This window comes from Phyllobacterium lublinensis (assembly GCF_020164435.1).
GTDB lineage: Bacteria > Pseudomonadota > Alphaproteobacteria > Rhizobiales > Rhizobiaceae > Phyllobacterium > Phyllobacterium lublinensis.
This window is the reverse complement of the sequence record NZ_JAIUDQ010000002.1, coordinates 150,139-165,730: the sequence shown is the minus strand read 5'-3', so window position 1 is coordinate 165,730 and position 15,592 is coordinate 150,139. Positions and strand designations below refer to the sequence as shown.

The 15,592-nt window shown below is 58.5% G+C and carries 14 protein-coding genes and 1 pseudogene; 9 read left to right on the top strand and 6 right to left on the bottom strand.

Features of this window, described 5'->3' with window-relative positions; translation table 11 throughout:
* The first annotated feature begins 152 nt into the window (after positions 1-152).
* Together K9U38_RS03810 and K9U38_RS03805 are read left to right on the top strand one after the other, a co-directional pair.
* Positions 153-596 (top strand): SRPBCC family protein, encoded by a 444-nt coding sequence (locus K9U38_RS03810; RefSeq protein ID WP_224493017.1) that lies wholly within the window; start codon positions 153-155, stop codon positions 594-596.
* Positions 597-714: 118 nt separating this feature from the next.
* Complete coding sequence (locus tag K9U38_RS03805) at positions 715-2,328, top strand: GMC family oxidoreductase (RefSeq protein ID WP_224493016.1); 1,614 nt, start codon at positions 715-717, stop codon at positions 2,326-2,328.
* On the opposite strand, the gene K9U38_RS03800 is transcribed toward K9U38_RS03805, so the two are convergent.
* Positions 2,325-3,956 (bottom strand): Na+/H+ antiporter, encoded by a 1,632-nt coding sequence (locus K9U38_RS03800; RefSeq protein WP_224493015.1) that lies wholly within the window; start codon positions 3,954-3,956, stop codon positions 2,325-2,327. The genes K9U38_RS03805 and K9U38_RS03800 overlap by 4 nt on opposite strands.
* A 1,043-nt stretch (positions 3,957-4,999) precedes the next feature.
* Here K9U38_RS03800 and K9U38_RS03795 point away from each other — a divergent pair.
* Complete coding sequence (locus K9U38_RS03795; protein ID WP_370631819.1) at positions 5,000-6,730, top strand: long-chain fatty acid--CoA ligase; 1,731 nt, start codon at positions 5,000-5,002, stop codon at positions 6,728-6,730.
* A gap of 37 nt (positions 6,731-6,767) precedes the next feature.
* Here the strand turns inward: K9U38_RS03795 and K9U38_RS03790 are convergent.
* From K9U38_RS03790 to K9U38_RS03780, 3 genes and pseudogenes are all read right to left on the bottom strand, one after another.
* Positions 6,768-6,884: pseudogene (locus K9U38_RS03790) on the bottom strand (VOC family protein); the annotation flags it as partial.
* Positions 6,885-6,921: 37 nt separating this feature from the next.
* Positions 6,922-8,511, bottom strand: coding sequence for a peptide chain release factor 3 (locus K9U38_RS03785; RefSeq protein ID WP_224493014.1), 1,590 nt, complete (start codon positions 8,509-8,511; stop codon positions 6,922-6,924).
* An 88-nt stretch (positions 8,512-8,599) separates the two neighbouring features.
* Complete coding sequence (locus tag K9U38_RS03780; RefSeq protein WP_224493013.1) at positions 8,600-9,409, bottom strand: class II glutamine amidotransferase; 810 nt, start codon at positions 9,407-9,409, stop codon at positions 8,600-8,602.
* A 164-nt stretch (positions 9,410-9,573) separates the two neighbouring features.
* Between K9U38_RS03780 and dut the strand changes: the two genes are divergently transcribed.
* The 6 genes from dut (at position 9,574) to K9U38_RS03750 (ending at position 13,594) form a co-directional block, all read left to right on the top strand.
* A complete protein-coding gene (gene dut, locus K9U38_RS03775; RefSeq protein ID WP_224493012.1) occupies positions 9,574-10,059 on the top strand; it encodes a dUTP diphosphatase in 486 nt (161 codons plus the stop codon).
* 24 nt (positions 10,060-10,083) lie between these two features.
* A complete protein-coding gene (locus tag K9U38_RS03770) occupies positions 10,084-10,902 on the top strand; it encodes an isocitrate lyase/PEP mutase family protein (protein WP_224493011.1) in 819 nt (272 codons plus the stop codon).
* Position 10,903: 1 nt separating this feature from the next.
* Positions 10,904-11,560 carry an HAD family hydrolase gene (locus K9U38_RS03765; protein ID WP_224493010.1) on the top strand — a complete coding sequence of 219 codons (657 nt, stop codon included), beginning with the start codon at positions 10,904-10,906 and terminating at the stop codon, positions 11,558-11,560.
* Positions 11,560-12,561, top strand: a complete 1,002-nt coding sequence (locus tag K9U38_RS03760; protein WP_224493009.1) for a proline racemase family protein — start codon at positions 11,560-11,562, stop codon at positions 12,559-12,561. Before K9U38_RS03765 ends, K9U38_RS03760 begins: the two co-directional genes overlap by 1 nt.
* 92 nt (positions 12,562-12,653) lie before the next feature.
* Entirely contained in the window at positions 12,654-13,052 is a 399-nt protein-coding gene (locus K9U38_RS03755) for an ArsR/SmtB family transcription factor (protein ID WP_224493008.1), read from the top strand.
* A complete protein-coding gene (locus K9U38_RS03750; protein ID WP_224493007.1) occupies positions 13,049-13,594 on the top strand; it encodes an SRPBCC family protein in 546 nt (181 codons plus the stop codon). Before K9U38_RS03755 ends, K9U38_RS03750 begins: the two co-directional genes overlap by 4 nt.
* A gap of 51 nt (positions 13,595-13,645) precedes the next feature.
* Here K9U38_RS03750 and K9U38_RS03745 read toward each other — a convergent pair whose 3' ends face one another.
* Complete coding sequence (locus K9U38_RS03745; RefSeq protein WP_224493006.1) at positions 13,646-14,173, bottom strand: GNAT family N-acetyltransferase; 528 nt, start codon at positions 14,171-14,173, stop codon at positions 13,646-13,648.
* 26 nt (positions 14,174-14,199) lie between these two features.
* Entirely contained in the window at positions 14,200-15,591 is a 1,392-nt protein-coding gene (gene coaBC / locus K9U38_RS03740) for a bifunctional phosphopantothenoylcysteine decarboxylase/phosphopantothenate--cysteine ligase CoaBC (RefSeq protein ID WP_224493005.1), read from the bottom strand.
* Position 15,592: the final 1 nt, after the last annotated feature.

Genomic DNA, 15,592 nt, shown 5'->3' with positions numbered 1-15,592 from the left:
ATCGGCTTCAGTTCAATCGATCAACGCAAGAATCTCGGCACTTTCCATAATACGGCAAGTGCGCGCGATGGATGCGGGCGGAACTGCAGTTAAGGGCGCTTCTATTTGCGTGGATATTATTCTAACTTTCCGTCAGCAGGGAGGGTATCAAGATGGATCTGACGGGAGAAGAACGGATAGCAGCTTCGCGCGATGCCGTATGGAAAGCGTTGAACGATACCGAGGTGTTGAAAGCATGCATTCCAGGCTGCGAAAGCCTTGAAAGGGTTTCGGACACGGAACTTGAAGCAACCGTGGGTGTCAAAATGGGTCCAGTCAAGGCCCGCTTCAATGGCAAGGTCGAACTCAGCAATCTCAATCCCCCGTCCTCCTATACCATCTCCGGCGAAGGCAAGGGCGGCGTAGCCGGTTTTGCCAAGGGCGGTGCTGACGTGACCCTGATCGAGGAGGGCAGCGAGACGGTGCTGAAATACGTGGTCAATGCCGATGTGGGAGGCAAGATCGCACAGCTCGGCAGCCGGTTGATAGCATCAACGTCCAAGAAAATTGCGACGCAGTTTTTCGAGAACCTCAACCAGGCAGTGAGCGGAAGCTGAGACAAATTCCCGCCGGCCTGTCGCAATTTCCATAAGCCATGGCGGAAAGCCGTTTGGGTTTGTGGAGCCGAAGCCGGATATCCTGACCGCATGCGATTTCGCACCGGGTAAGATGTTCATGCGCGCTTTCGATTTTGTCATCGTCGGATCTGGATCGGCCGGTTCGGTCGTGGCGGAGCGGCTGTCCGCGAACGGGCGCTATACGGTGCTCGTGCTGGAGGCGGGCGGCAGCGACCGGCGCTTTTTCGTGTCCATGCCGCTGGGCTATGGCAAGACATTCTATGACAGATCGGTCAACTGGATGTATCGCGCCGAACCTGATCCAGGTCTCGGAGGAACCGCCGATTACTGGCCGCGCGGCAAGGTGCTTGGCGGGTCAAGTTCAATCAATGCGATGGTCTATGTCCGCGGCGCCACGGAGGATTTCGATGAGTGGCGCGACCACGGGAATCCTGGCTGGGGTGCAGCCGACTTGCTGCCGGTGTTCCGCTCGCTTGAAAATCACGCGGGGCCACCAAACAGCCTCGGACGTGGTGGCCCGCTTGAGATCACCGATTGCTCGAAACTATTTCATCCCCTCGCAAACCAGCTGATCAAGGCCGCCCAGGAGACCGGACTACGGTATAATCCCGACTTCAATGGGGTAACGCAGGAAGGCGTCGGTCCATTCCAGCTTACGACCAAGGGCGGTCGGCGTATGTCCGCCGCCCGGGCTTTCCTCCGGCCAGCAATGAAGAGGCCGAATGTGACAGTGCTCACGAACGCGATGGTGACGCGGATCACCTTCGACGGACAGCGAGCGACCGGGGTCGAGTTCACACGCCACGGCAGGCAGGAGGCGGTCAAGGCAGGTCGGGAGGTTATCCTTGCGGGCGGAACCATCAATACGCCGCAACTGCTCGAACTATCGGGCATCGGCGAGGCGACACGCTTGCGAGGACTTGATATCCCTGTCGTCCATCACAACGCTCAGGTGGGAGAAAACCTGCAGGATCATCTCGGGATCAACTACACCTACAAGGCCAATGTTTCTTCACTTAACCAGGTACTCCGGCCGTGGTGGGGCAAAATGCTGGCGGGAATCGAATACCTGCTGTTGCGGACTGGCCCACTGTCGATCAGCATGAATCAGGGAGGCGGCTTCTTCCGCACCGACCCGTCGCGCAAGCGCGCCAACATGCAGCTCTATTTCCAGGCGTTCTCCACCGTGGTGCCGAAGGCCGGCGAGCGGCCCATCCTGACCCCGGACCCCTGGCCAGGGTTTTCAATCGGCCTGTCCAATTGCCGCCCGACCAGCGTTGGCTCTATCCATATCCGTTCCAGCAATCCGCTGGATCAGCCCCGGATTGTGCCCAACGCTTTCTCGACGGACCATGATGTGGCGGAGATGCTGGATGCGGTGAAATTCCTGCGCAAGGTCGCCGCGACGCCTACCATGTCCAGATTGATCGTCGAGGAACTTCTGCCGGGCCCGCGTTGCCAGAACGATGAGGAGTTGATTGCCGATTTCAGGAAACGCAGCGGCACCGTGTACCATCCGGTTTCCACCTGCAGGATGGGTGCGGATCCCGCGCAATCCGTCGTCGACCCACGGCTTCGCGTCCACGGGATCGAGGGCCTGCGCATCATCGACTGCTCGGTATTCCCCAATATCATCTCCGGCAATACCAATGCCGCTGCCATGATGGTGGGTGCCAAGGGTGCTGAGCTTGTGCTGGAAGACCAGACCTAGCCGTATCTGGCTTCCAGCAGGTCAATATCCCGGACCATCCTCGTGGCCATGCTGCTTTCCAGCCTTCTTGCCCGTACAAGCCGGTAGATTTCCTGGCGCTCGGCCTTGAGCGCTGTGATACGCAGGAGCCTTTCAATCTCCTCGCTGCGCGCCGTTTGCTCGCGCTCTTCGCCAAGGTGCATGCGTCCATCGATGCGCTTGCGGTAAAGCTCCATGATCCGTGTGGCTACGTCAACGTAGACGTCGGCGTCAGCACGGCCCGCAGCGAGTTCATGCTGCGCACGTTCGACCGCCATGATCGCAGCCTCTGCCGCTGCAATACGTGCGTAATCTTCTTCGCGCTGATGCGAATCTTCGGCAGGCAGGTCCATATTCCTGAGTAGCCGGGGAAGGCAGATGCTCGCCATGATCAGCGACAGGATAATAACGCCCGCTGCCAGGAAAATGACGAGGTCGCGGGCCGGGAACAGGCTCCCATCCGTGAGAAAGAGAGGAAGCGTCAATATACCCGCAAGGGTGATGGCACCGCGCACGCCTGCAAAGGACATGGTAGCAACGAGCTGCCAGCTTGGTCGCACCACTGACTGCTTGCCGCTTGCCGGACGGGCAAGGGCAATGCGCCATGATGCCCACACCCACAGGAAGCGCAATGCTGCCAATGCCGCATAAATGACGACAACGTAGACGCCGAGCCACAAGGGACTCGCACTGCCCGCCTGGACGTTTTCGACAGCGCCGGAGAATATTCCAGGCAATTGTTCGCCCAGCAGCACGAAGATGGCCCCATTGGCCGCAAACTGTGCAGTGTCCCAGACCGCGGTACGCCGGACGCGCGTCAGCGCGAGTGACTGGCCGGTGGTTTCAGCATAACTCATGGTTATGCCGGCGGCGACAGCCGCAAGAATTCCCGACGCGTGAACATGTTCCGCAAGGAGATAGGCGCCAAAAGGAATGAGCAGGCTGATGAGGATTTGCGAGCCACTTTCCTCACCAAGGTGCCGGGTCAGAAATGCCTTGCCTCGCGTCACCCCGACTGTAACGCCGACCCCGATGGCAATACCGGCAAATGCAAGCCACAGGAAAGTAAGGAAGGCTTCCGACAATGAGAACGAACCGGTCAGCATGGCAGCTACGGCAAAACGCATACAGACGAGGCCAGATGCATCATTGAGCAGCGATTCACCCTCAAGGATATGCATCATCCGCGACGGGATCGGTACGCGGGCAGCAATCGAGGAAACGGCAATGGGGTCGGTCGGAGAAACGATCGCCGCCAGTGCAAAGGCGACCGGCAGCGGTACTCCCGGAATCATCCAATGGACGAGGAACCCGACCCCGATAACGGTAAAAATGACAAGGCCGAGCGCCATCTCCAGAATGATGCCCTTGTCGCGGAAAAGACCTTCCTTGGGGATGCGCCAGCCATCGAGGAACAGCAGTGGCGGCAGAAACAGAAGAAAGAAGATATCCGGATCCAGCTCCACGCGAATGGTCGTCACAGATGCGATTGCCGCGCCAAGTCCGATCTGAACCAGCGGCAACGGGACCGGCAGTGGAAGCATGCGGGTTATGGAATCGCTGACTACGACTGCCAGCAGCATCAGCAGGATAACGGTTATTGTTTCCACGGCGAATCCATGTCGATCGATCGAGCAGGCCCGTCTATTCAAAATCAGTCCAATATTCCGGTCGGTCAGCAACCGGAACATTTGCCGACACCAACCCATCAGGCAAGACCGGCTTGGCTTGACCTGCCCGCAGAACGACTCTGAATGAACAAAACTTGCACTAACAAGATGAAGGAGGAGTCCGTGCTTTGTCGAGGCGAACCGTGGCAACTTTGCGCCCATATCGTGCTCTTTGGGTGACTGATGGGAAACAATCGCATCTGCATTTTTACGTTTACGTTAATGTAAATACTTGCGCGAGCGACACCTCTCGCAATAGATAGAATTGTTGAGTAGCATGCGCGGGGTTTTGGGGAACCGCGCACGGCTTCAAGAGAGCTAACTGGGAGGTTAAAGTGGCGAAAGAGACAACACCGGCAAAAGCGCGCAAGCGCGCGCCGGCGCAACCGGCATCGGAGAAGGCGGCAAAGACCGCTGTATCAGCAACAAAAAAACCAACCGGTATTGTCAAGACCGCCGCGAGTAGCGGTGATTCCGCCACAACGTCGAACGCCGGCAAGGCCCGCAAGGTTCTTGCTAAAACGGCTGAAGTTGGGGCTGCGGCCAAGCCATCTTCGCCCAAGGCAAAAGCCAAGCCGGCGATTGTGGCAGAAGCGGCAGCTGGGACCAAACCGGCAAAAGCACCCGCCAAGCCAGCCAATATTGCAAAGGTGACGACCAAGGATCTGGACAAGACGACCAGTCCTGAAAAATCCAAGCCATCGGCTTCCAATGCCAAGGCCGCAGCCTTGAAGGAGGACTTGCCTGCAGAGCCGGCAACGACGCCGGCCAAGCCGGCGAAAGGCGCCAAGGTCGCCCAGGCTCCAGTCAAAGCAGCCAGTCCTGTTAAATCCAGGTCATCGGCTTCCAATGCCAAGGCTGCACCCGTGAAGGCGGATTTGCCTGCAGAGCCGGCAACGACACCGGCCAAGCCGGCAAAAGGCGCCATGGTCGCCCAGGCTCCAGTCAAAGCGGCAACGGCGGCGAACACAACTACACCCGCCATGAAAACCGGAAAACGTGCGCCAGAAGCCAAGGCGCAACCGGCGAAGGCCAAGGAGACGGTGACCCGTGCCAAGCTCTGGGTGAACTCCTATCCGGATGGTGTTCCCGCCGACATAGCCGCCGTGCAATATGAATCGGTCGGCGATTTGTTCGCCATGGCCTTCGAGAAATATGCCAACCGCCCGGCTTTCAGCTGCATGGGCAAGTCCATTACCTATGCCGAGCTCGATCGACATGCCAAGTCCATGGCCGCATGGTTCCAGTCGCGCGGACTTGTCAAAGGCGACCGCGTCGCGGTGATGATGCCCAACGTGCTGCAATATCCGGTTACGATTGCGGCCATCCTCCGCGCCGGCCTGACCGTCGTCAACATCAACCCGCTCTATACGCCACGCGAACTTGAGCACCAGTTGAAGGACAGCGGCGCGAAAGCCATTGTCATATTGGAAAACTTTGCCGCCACGCTGGCGAAGGTTATCACCAAGACACCGGTACAGCACGTCGTCGTCGCGGCCATGGGAGACATGATGGGCCTCAAGGGCCATCTGGTGAACCTCGTGGTGCGCCGGGTCAAGAAGATGGTCCCTGCATGGTCATTGCCCGGACACACGCCTTTCAAGACTGCGTTGGCCAAGGGCGCGGGCCAGACCTTGAAGCCCGTTGCCGTCACGGGGCAGGACATCGCGTTCCTGCAATATACTGGCGGAACCACGGGCGTCTCCAAAGGCGCGATCCTGACGCACAGCAACATTGTTTCCAATGTCGCTCAGATGCGGCTGTGGTGCGATGTCGCCTACCGCATCAAGGGGCGGCCCAACGACCTGACATTCATCTGCGCGCTGCCGCTCTACCATATTTTCGCCCTCACGGTGAACGCGATGATGGGGATGGAGCAGGGCGCACTCAATGTGCTTATTCCCAACCCACGCGATATTCCGGGCTTCGTGAAGGAACTGCAGAAGCACAAGATGCACATCTTCCCCGGCCTGAATACGCTGTTCAACGGCCTCCTGAACAATGAAGATTTTCGCAAGCTCGACTTCTCCGGATTGATCCTTTCGCTTGGTGGCGGAATGGCTGTGCAGAAGCCGGTTGCCGACCGCTGGCAGCAAGTGACAGGCTGCCTGATCACCGAAGGTTATGGTCTGTCGGAGACATCCCCCGTAGCATCGGCGAATCGGCTCGACGCCACGGAATTCTCCGGGACAATCGGTCTCCCCCTGCCCTCAACGGATTTTTCCATCCGGGACGACAATGGCAAGGAGCTTCCCTTCCTGGAGGTCGGCGAAATCTGCATACGGGGGCCGCAGGTCATGGCGGGCTATTGGAACCGCCCCGATGAGACCGAGAAGGTGATGACTGCAGACGGTTTCTTCCGGTCCGGCGACATGGGCTACATGGACGAGCGCGGCTACACGAAGATCGTCGATCGCAAGAAAGACATGATCCTGGTATCCGGCTTCAATGTCTATCCCAACGAGATCGAAGAGGTCGCAATGGAGCACCCCGGAATTCGCGAAGCCGCGGCCGTCGGTGTCCCCAACGACAATTCCGGCGAGTCGGTCAAACTCTTTATCGTACGCAAGGATCCGGCGCTGACGGAAGAAGCCGTAAAGGCCTTCTGCGCCGAACGGCTCACCAACTACAAACGACCGCGCTCGGTCGAATTCCGTGAGGATCTGCCGAAAAGCAATGTCGGCAAGATTCTGCGCCGGGAATTGCGGAACTAGGACAAACCGGGGAGGGAGCGATCCCTCCCCGCTGAGATCAGATTGGTTGGCCTACGTCGATGCGGTTGCCGTCCAGATCCTCGAAAGCAAAGGCCCTCAGCCCATAGTCTTTGTCACGCAAGCCCTTGATGATGCGCAACCCCTCGCGCTGACAGCGGGAGGATCAACCATCGCAAGGTGCTTGCTAGCGGTCAGGCGGCCTTTTCGCGAACCTGGTAATCCTTGATCGCCGCGAAACGGATCGCCTTCCAACGCTCTGCCTCGTAGGACAACGAGAAGGAATTCTGCGCCAGGAACACCGGATCATTGTCCAGATCGTGGGCAATGTCGGCGCGGTGGGCATTGATGAAGCGCTGCAATTCGGCAGGATCGTCGGCCGAAATCCAGCGGGCAACAGTGAAGCGTGCCGGTTCGAAACCGACCGGCAGCGTGTATTCAACCTTCAACCGTTCCGTGAGGACATCGATCTGCAGTGCGCCCACCACGCCGACGATGGCAGGTGAACCGTCATCGGGCAGGAAGAGCTGGACGACGCCCTCCTCAGCCATTTGCTGGAGGGCTTCGCGCAGCTTCTTTGCCTTCATCGCATCGTCGAGCCGCACCCGTCGCAGGATTTCGGGCGCGAAGTTCGGGACGCCGCGAAAGAGGAGATCTTCACCCTCCGTCAAGGTATCGCCTATGCGAAGAGTTCCGTGGTTGGGAATGCCGACAACATCTCCCGCCCAGGCTTCGTCGGCGATCTGGCGGCTGCGGGCAAAGAAGAACTGTGGCGCAGAAAGGCCCATCGGCTTTCCAGTCCGCACCAGCTTGGCTTTCATTCCACGCGACAGCTTGCCGGAACAGACGCGGAGGAACGCAATGCGGTCGCGATGATTGGGATCCATGTTGGCCTGGATCTTGAAGACGAAACCCGTCATCTTGTCTTCAGTCGCCTCGACCTTGCGCGTGTCGGCATCCTGGGCACGCGGGCTGGGACCATAGTCGCAGAACGCCTCGATCAGATCGCGCACACCGTAATTGCGCAATGCCGAGCCGAAATAGACCGGTGTAAGGTGCCCTTCTCGGAACGCCTGAAGATCGAAGGGATTGCAGGCATCGCGGGCCAGCGTTACCTCGTCGATCCAGGCCTGGCGCTCGTTCTCCGGCAAGAGCCCGGAGGCACCGGCGGCCTCGGGTCCATTGACGGGTGTAGGCACTTCTTCCTCATCGCGGCGGCGCACGGTATTCGTTTGCAGATTATAGGTGCCCGCAAAGCTCTTGCCGCGTCCGATCGGCCAAGTGATCGGGGCGGTATCAAGCGCCAGCTTTTGCTCGATCTCGTCGAGTATCTCGTACGGATCGCGGCTTTCCCGGTCCATTTTGTTGACGAAGGTCACGATCGGTATATCGCGCATGCGACACACTTCGAAAAGCTTGAGCGTACGCGCCTCGATACCCTTGGCGGCGTCGATGACCATGACCGCGCTGTCGACGGCGGTCAGCGTGCGATACGTATCGTCAGCAAAGTCCTCGTGGCCTGGCGTGTCGAGCAGGTTGAAGATGCAATCCTTGTATTCGAAAGTCATTACCGATGTCACGACCGAGATTCCGCGATCGCGCTCGATGTTCATCCAATCAGATCGGGTCTGGATACGGTCCTTCTTGGCCTTGACCTCGCCGGCAAGCTGGATTGCTCCACCAAAAAGCAGCAGCTTTTCGGTCAGCGTGGTTTTACCCGCATCTGGATGCGCGATGATTGCAAACGTACGACGCTTGGAAACAGGATGGTCGGCAGAAGACATAGAGAGGGCTCAAACTCGATAAAGGAAAGGGTTGGCGCCTTCTATCAGTCGGAGCCCCTGCCGTCGACTGTCAATTCTGAATGGCAGGTCAGACGGATTCGGCGACCTGCCCGGAATTCGCTTGCGCCAGAAACGGCTCTATGGCGATGCGCTTGGCACTCCTGACCGTCACAAAGCTGTTTGGCGGTACTGGCATCCAGTTCCCGACCTCGCCATCGAGAGGCTCCGACACCACACAGAGGCCGGCATTCGGTGCAAGGGTTGCGGTGTACAGTGACGGGGCGAAACGATCGGTTGCATAGCGGATCGCATAGAGGTGCCTGCCGTCAGAGAACGCGGCGGTAAGCCGGATGAACGCCGGTACATTGGCACGTTCAGCCTCGGCCACAATGACGGCAACGGTTTCAGCAACAGCTTGGGCCGGGTCATCGTCAAGCCCATGCTGGAGCATCAGCAGGAAAATCAGTTCAGAGTCAGTGGAGCCGAGTTTCTGTGCATACAGCGCATCATCGAGCCGGATCTCCAGTCCACGGCGCAAGCGGTCAAAATGACCGATCTGGCCATTGTGCATGAAGCTCCACTTGCCGGAGACGAAGGGATGGCAGTTCATCCGGCTGGTTGCACCGCCCGTCGAGGCGCGGACGTGGGCAAGGAAGAGATGGGAGCGGATCTGCCGCGACAGGCTTTTCAGGTTCTGGTCAGACCACGCAGGCAGTATGTCGCGGTAAAGTCCAGGCTCGTCCCTCTCGCCGTACCAGGCAACACCAAAGCCATCGCCATTGGTGCGGGTCTTCGCCTCATGCGCATCATGGCTTTGGGCGATCAGGGAATGACAGGGAGAGGCAATGACATCTTCAAGGTAGAGCTGTGGTCCAAGATAGGCTGCCCAACGACACATGAATCACCCGGTTCTGATCATAATGACAGACGATACAGTGCAAATGCACGCTTGGGAATCGCCCGGATGGGGTAAGCCTGCTAGAAGGAGATTATGTGCAAACAATGGACGCATCATATCTTGTGAGTTGACGGGTCGTTCCGACTGGTGAAAAAGGTCTTTTCATGTCTCAAGAAAACGATTCCGCCTATCAAAAAAATCCCGCGCTCGGGATCGTCCGCTTGCCGCATGGCGAGGGTCTCGAATTGCCATCCTACGAAACCCCCGGTTCCGCCGGCATGGACCTGCGCGCCGCCGTGCCCGAAGACAGGCCGCTGCTGCTCCTGCCCGGTCGCAGGGGATTGGCGCCGACAGGGCTGATTTTCGAGATCCCACAGGGTTTCGAAGCGCAAATCCGCCCGCGTTCGGGCCTCGCGCTCAAGAACGGAATTACCTGCCTCAACACACCCGGGACGATTGATTCCGACTATCGTGGTGAGGTAAAAGTGATCCTGATCAACCTCGGCGACGATGACTTCTATGTAACACGCGGCATGCGTATTGCGCAGGTCGTTCTGGCGCCCGTTGTGCAGCTCGCCATCGAAGAGCGGCAACATGCCAGCGACACTGCCCGCGGCACCGGAGGGTTCGGATCGACGGGAACGGCTTGATTAATTTCCGACTGGGAGGTCGTCATGGACAAGGGCAGGGTTTTCCGTCAGTTGCATGAGCGGCCCGAAATCTTTCTCATGCCCAATCCATGGGATCCCGGGACGACGAAATTTCTCACCTCCCTGGGTTTCAAGGCGCTGGCAACCAGCAGCGCCGGCTTTGCGTTTTCACGTGGACTACCCGATGGCGGCGTAACCTTCGATGTCATGATGCAGCATTGCCGGGATCTGGTTTCGGCGACGGACCTGCCCGTTTCTGGAGATCTCGAAAAGGGCAAGGGTGACAGCGCCGACAGCGCTGGGGAAACCATCTTCGCGGCCGAAGCCGCCGGTCTTGCCGGCTGTTCGATCGAGGATTTTTCCGGCGACCCCGACAACCCGATCTATGATTTTTCGCTCGCCGTCGAACGTGTTGCTGCCGCTGCCGAGGCTGCACGAGCGCTCAAGACAGACTTCGTGTTTACTGCCCGATGCGAAAACTTCCTTCACGGCCGGGATGATTTTGACGATACGATCAGGCGACTTCAGGCTTTTGAAAGGGCCGGTGCCGATGTACTGTTTGCTCCCGGCATCTCCGATCTCGAGCGTATCAAAACGATTTGTGCTTCGGTTTCCAAACCTGTCAGCGTGCTGGCCCCGGCATCGCTCTCGGTCAGCGAGCTGGCCTCGGCAGGCGTAAGGCGCATCTCGCTCGGGCCGCGCCTGACCACGGCTGCATTTACCGCCATTCGCAACGCAGCACGGGAAGTTCTCGACAAGGGCACCTTCGAGTTCAGCACGGCAGGCGTAACATTCAGTGAGTTGCAACAGCTCTTTTCGCAAGGCGCAGAAAAGGACCGATGACATGAGCCGCCCCGATCTGGTGATCTTCGACTGCGACGGGGTTCTGGTCGATACTGAGACACTGGCCAACCACCATCTGGTCAAGATGCTTGCCGCATCCGGCTATCCCGTTACCTTCGAAGAAGCCCGCCGAAATCTTTGCGGCATGCCGATGCGGGCGGTGAAAGAAAAGATCGAAGCAGAAGGCTATGATCTGGGAGAGGATTTTGTCGACCGTTGGTACCAGGCGATCCCAATCATCTTTGAGAATGGCGTCGAAGCCATCCCCTATGTCGAGGATGTCATTTTAGCGGTGAAGAAGGCCGAACTTCCCTATTGTGTCGCCTCGTCGGCCAATGTTGAGAAAATGCACATCACGCTCGGCAAGACGGGTCTCATTGGCCATTTCCAGGATGTGCTTTACAGCGCTTCCATGGTCGCACGGGGAAAACCGTTTCCGGACCTCTTCCTGCATGCCGCCAAGGAAATGGGGTTTGAACCCTCGCAGGCGGTAGTCATCGAAGACAGCGTCGCCGGAACCAAGGCGGGCACGGCCGCCGGGATGCGCGTCTTTTCATACTGTGGTGACGACCATGCGGATCGCGAGGGGCTGGCTGCAGCGGGCGGCATTCTTTTTGACGACATGCGCAAGCTGCCGGCATTGCTGGGGATAGCGTGATGGAGCCACTGAAGGTCGTCGACATGCACACTGGTGGCGAACCATTGCGCATCATTACCAGCGGTTACCCGCAATTGCCGAAGGGTACGATCCTGGAAAAGCGTGCCCATGTACGCGACAGATTTGATCATCTGCGCAAGATCCTGATGTTCGAGCCGCGTGGGCATTTCGACATGTATGGCGCGCTGCTGGTGGAGCCGAATCTTCCAGGAGCCGACCTGGCGGTTCTTTTCATGCACAATGAAGGCTATTCCACCATGTGCGGCCACGCGATCATCGCGCTCAGCCGCTATGCGGTCGATACCGGAATCGTGCCGAAAGAGGAGCCCGTGACGACGGTTCACATCGAATGCCCGTGTGGCATGGTTGTCGCATCGGTCGAAGTTCGAGAAGGCAAATCGGGAGGGGTTTCGTTTGAAAGCGTACCCGCTTTCCTTTTTGCGCGCGATCGGACGATTACCCTGCCCGCCTACGGGGATGTCACCTTTGATGTCGCCTATGGCGGCGCCTTCTATGCATTGGCGGATTGCCACCAGTTCGGCCTCGCGTTCGGGCGCGACCCCGCACGGAAATTCATTGAAGCCGCAACCACTTTGACCGAAGCCGTCAAGGACGCGGTGCCACTCGACCACCCCGACCACAAGGATCTGGCCTTCCTCTATGGCTCGATCCTGACCGATGGCGCTGACGCCTGGAACGAGGGCCCCACGAAGAATGTCTGCATATTTGCCGATGCGCAGCTGGACCGCTCCCCGACTGGTTCAGGTGTGACGGCCCGCCTCGCGGCCATGCATGCCAAGGGCCAGATCCGCGAAGGCAATGCCCGGATATTTGAAAGTATCGTTGGATCACGCTTTGCCGGCTTTGTTGCGACCCGGACCAGGACCGGCGATTTTGACGCAATTACAGCACGTGTTTCCGGGCATGCCTACTACAGCGGCAAGGCCGAGTATATTGTCGAGGACGACGATCCTCTCGGCCAAGGTTTCCTGGTTCTCTAAGGGAAACTGTTGTTGCGCAGTACTCGGTAGCAGCGCTTTGAAATATTAAACCAACTGGTTGACTATTGTGGATTGCAATGATATTAAACCATATGGTTGAATTTCAGACACCCCATCTTGATGCCGTATTCCATGCTCTTTCGGACCCGACGCGTAGAGCCATCCTGCATCGGCTGTCGGAGGGCGAGCATACCATCAGCGAGCTCGCGACTCCGTTCAACATGTCGCTGGCAGGTGCATCGAAACATATCAAGGTGCTGGAAGGGGCCGGATTGGTGCGTCGCCATGTCCAGGGCCGGACGCATTTTTGCCAGCTCGAGGCGGCACGCCTTGCCGAGGCGCAGCAATGGCTTCGTACCTATGAGCGGTTCTGGACGACGCGTCTCGACGATCTCGAGGAAATCCTGCGCGAGGAAGATCGCGCGTCGGCTCGGGCAAGCGAACAATTGCCACCCGGTCAGTCTGCAAAGAAGTCAAGGAGCACAAAATGAACGAGCATGTTGGAAATGATCGTCTCGGGGTTGTGACGGCGCCTCGTACGATCCGCATTGAACGTATCCTTCCCGGTCCGGTTGAACGGGTCTGGGCCTACCTCACTGAATCGGACAAGCGAAAGAAATGGCTGGCCGAGGGACCCATGGCAAATTTCGTCGGTGGCGATGTCGAACTGACCTTCCGCCACTCCCAGCTGTCAGATGACCCCACGCCAGCGGACTATCAAAAATACGAGGGGCACACCAACAAGGGCATAGTCACGCGTTGTGAACCGCCGACGCTATTGAGCTTCACCTGGCCGGAATCCACGGGCGAACCATCGGAAGTAACTTTTGAACTTACCGCCACCGGTTCCGATACATTGCTCCGGGTCACACATACACGACTTGCCGGTCATGACTCGATGGTGAGCGTCGCCAGCGGCTGGCACACCCATCTTGGTGTCCTTATCGATCACCTCAGCGGCGAACAGACGCGTGGGTTCTGGGACAAGTTCACGCAGCTGGAGAAGGTATACAAGCAGATCATCGCCGGCTGACATTGCGTAAGCTTTAGCTAACATTAACGTGACGGGCCGTCGATCCGGCCCTCACTGCTTTCGAAATCGCCTTTCAAACATCCAGACCGGTTCATCCGTATAGGTCGTTTCGGCAATCTTCAGGAAACCATTCTTCGCCGCTACACGCTGCGAGGCAGTATTGTCGGGCGAAATGATGCAGAGCGCCCGATCGTGCCGGAAGAAGCTGTCGCCCCAGGCCACGGCTTTGGCCAGCGCTTCACTCCCAAAGCCTTTGCCATGCACTTCCGGGGCGAAAACCCAGCCCATTTCCGGCGCTTCACCGAAGGGAGGCTCGATCAGACGTTCAAAATTTGCGAAGCCGAGTTCGCCAATAAAGCACCCGCTTGCCTTTTCTTCCACAGCCCAGAAGCCGTAACCGATGAGCGGCCACAGTCCTGCATAGCGCAACAGACGCGCCCATGACTGTTCGCGGGTGGATGGCTTTCCCGTGATCTGCATATAAATCTCAGGGCGCTGCCACATGGCATGCACTGCCTCAAAATCGCCGCGCCTGTGAGCGCGCAGGACAAGACGTTCGGTCTCAAGGATCGGGACCATGATGATACTCCGTGTTGGGCTCGGCACTATGCGCCGGCGTCTTGCAACGCTGCTGCAATTTTTCCCGCCAGACGTTCGGCAACTTCGTCCTTACTCATATCCGGCCATTCCTCGATACCGGATCGAGTGACAATGCGAACAGCGTTGCGGTCGCCGCCCATTACGCCCGTCACATGGCTGACATCGTTGGCAACGATCCAGTCGGCGCCCTTCTTGTCAAGCTTTTTGCGGGCATTGGCCAACAGGTCCTGCGTTTCGGCGGCAAAGCCGACCACCAGCCGCGGACGCAAGCTGCCATGCCCGACACCGGCAAGAATGTCGGGATTTTCGACCATCTGCATTGTGGGGGCCTTGGCACCCGGCTGTTTCTTTATCTTTTCGCCAGACTCGTTTGCGGTGCGCCAGTCAGCAACGGCTGCGACCATGACGGCGGCATCGGCCGGCAAGAACTGTTCGACGGCATCGCGCATCTCTCGGGCCGATTCGACATGGACGACGTGGACGCCTTCAGGATCGGGGATGGCGACCGGGCCTGAGACCAGCCGCACTGTAGCCCCAAGCCTCGCCAGGGCAGCGGCAATGGCATGCCCCTGTTTCCCTGACGAGCGATTGGCTATGTATCGCACCGGATCAATGGGTTCGTGGGTGGGACCCGACGTCATGACGACCGTCTTGCCGGTGAGTGGTTTGGAGCGGCTGTCGAGAAGCTTTTCGATAGCAGCGACAATCTCAATTGGTTCTGCCATGCGGCCTAACCCGCTCTCACCGCTTTCGGCCATTTCCCCTCTTCCCGGACCAACGAAACCAATTCCATCCTTTTCCAAGATCGCGCGGTTGCGTCTGGTCGCTGGGTGGTCCCACATTCTTGGGTTCATTGCCGGTGCGATCAGGACACGCTTGTCCGTCGCCATCAAAACAGTGGATGCCAGATCATTGGCATGGCCACCGGCCATCTTGGCCATGAGGTCAGCTGTTGCCGGGGCGACGACGATCAGGTTCGCCTCGCGAGAAAGGCGTATGTGGCCGATATCATGCTCATCCTCACGCGAAAACAGCTCGGTGAAGACCTTCCCGCCGGCGATCGCGCCCACAGCCAGCGCCGTGACAAACTCCTCGGCGGCCTTGGTCAGAACGGGCCGGACCAGTGCACCTCGTTCGCGCAGGCGGCGGATGAGGTCGAGGCATTTGTACGCGGCGATACCACCGCCGATTATGAGGAGAATTTTTTGCCCTGAAAGCGAGCCGGAACCACCAACATTCGCGGCAATCGCCAGCCTTGGATCCGAAGGTATCCCATCCCCAAGCCCGGCAAGCAGAAGGCGGACCTCTTCTTCCATGGAACGGCCATTCGCCGCTGCACGCAGGCGCAGTCTCTCCTTGGTGGCGCTATCAAGATTCCGAATTGTAATGCTGGCCATT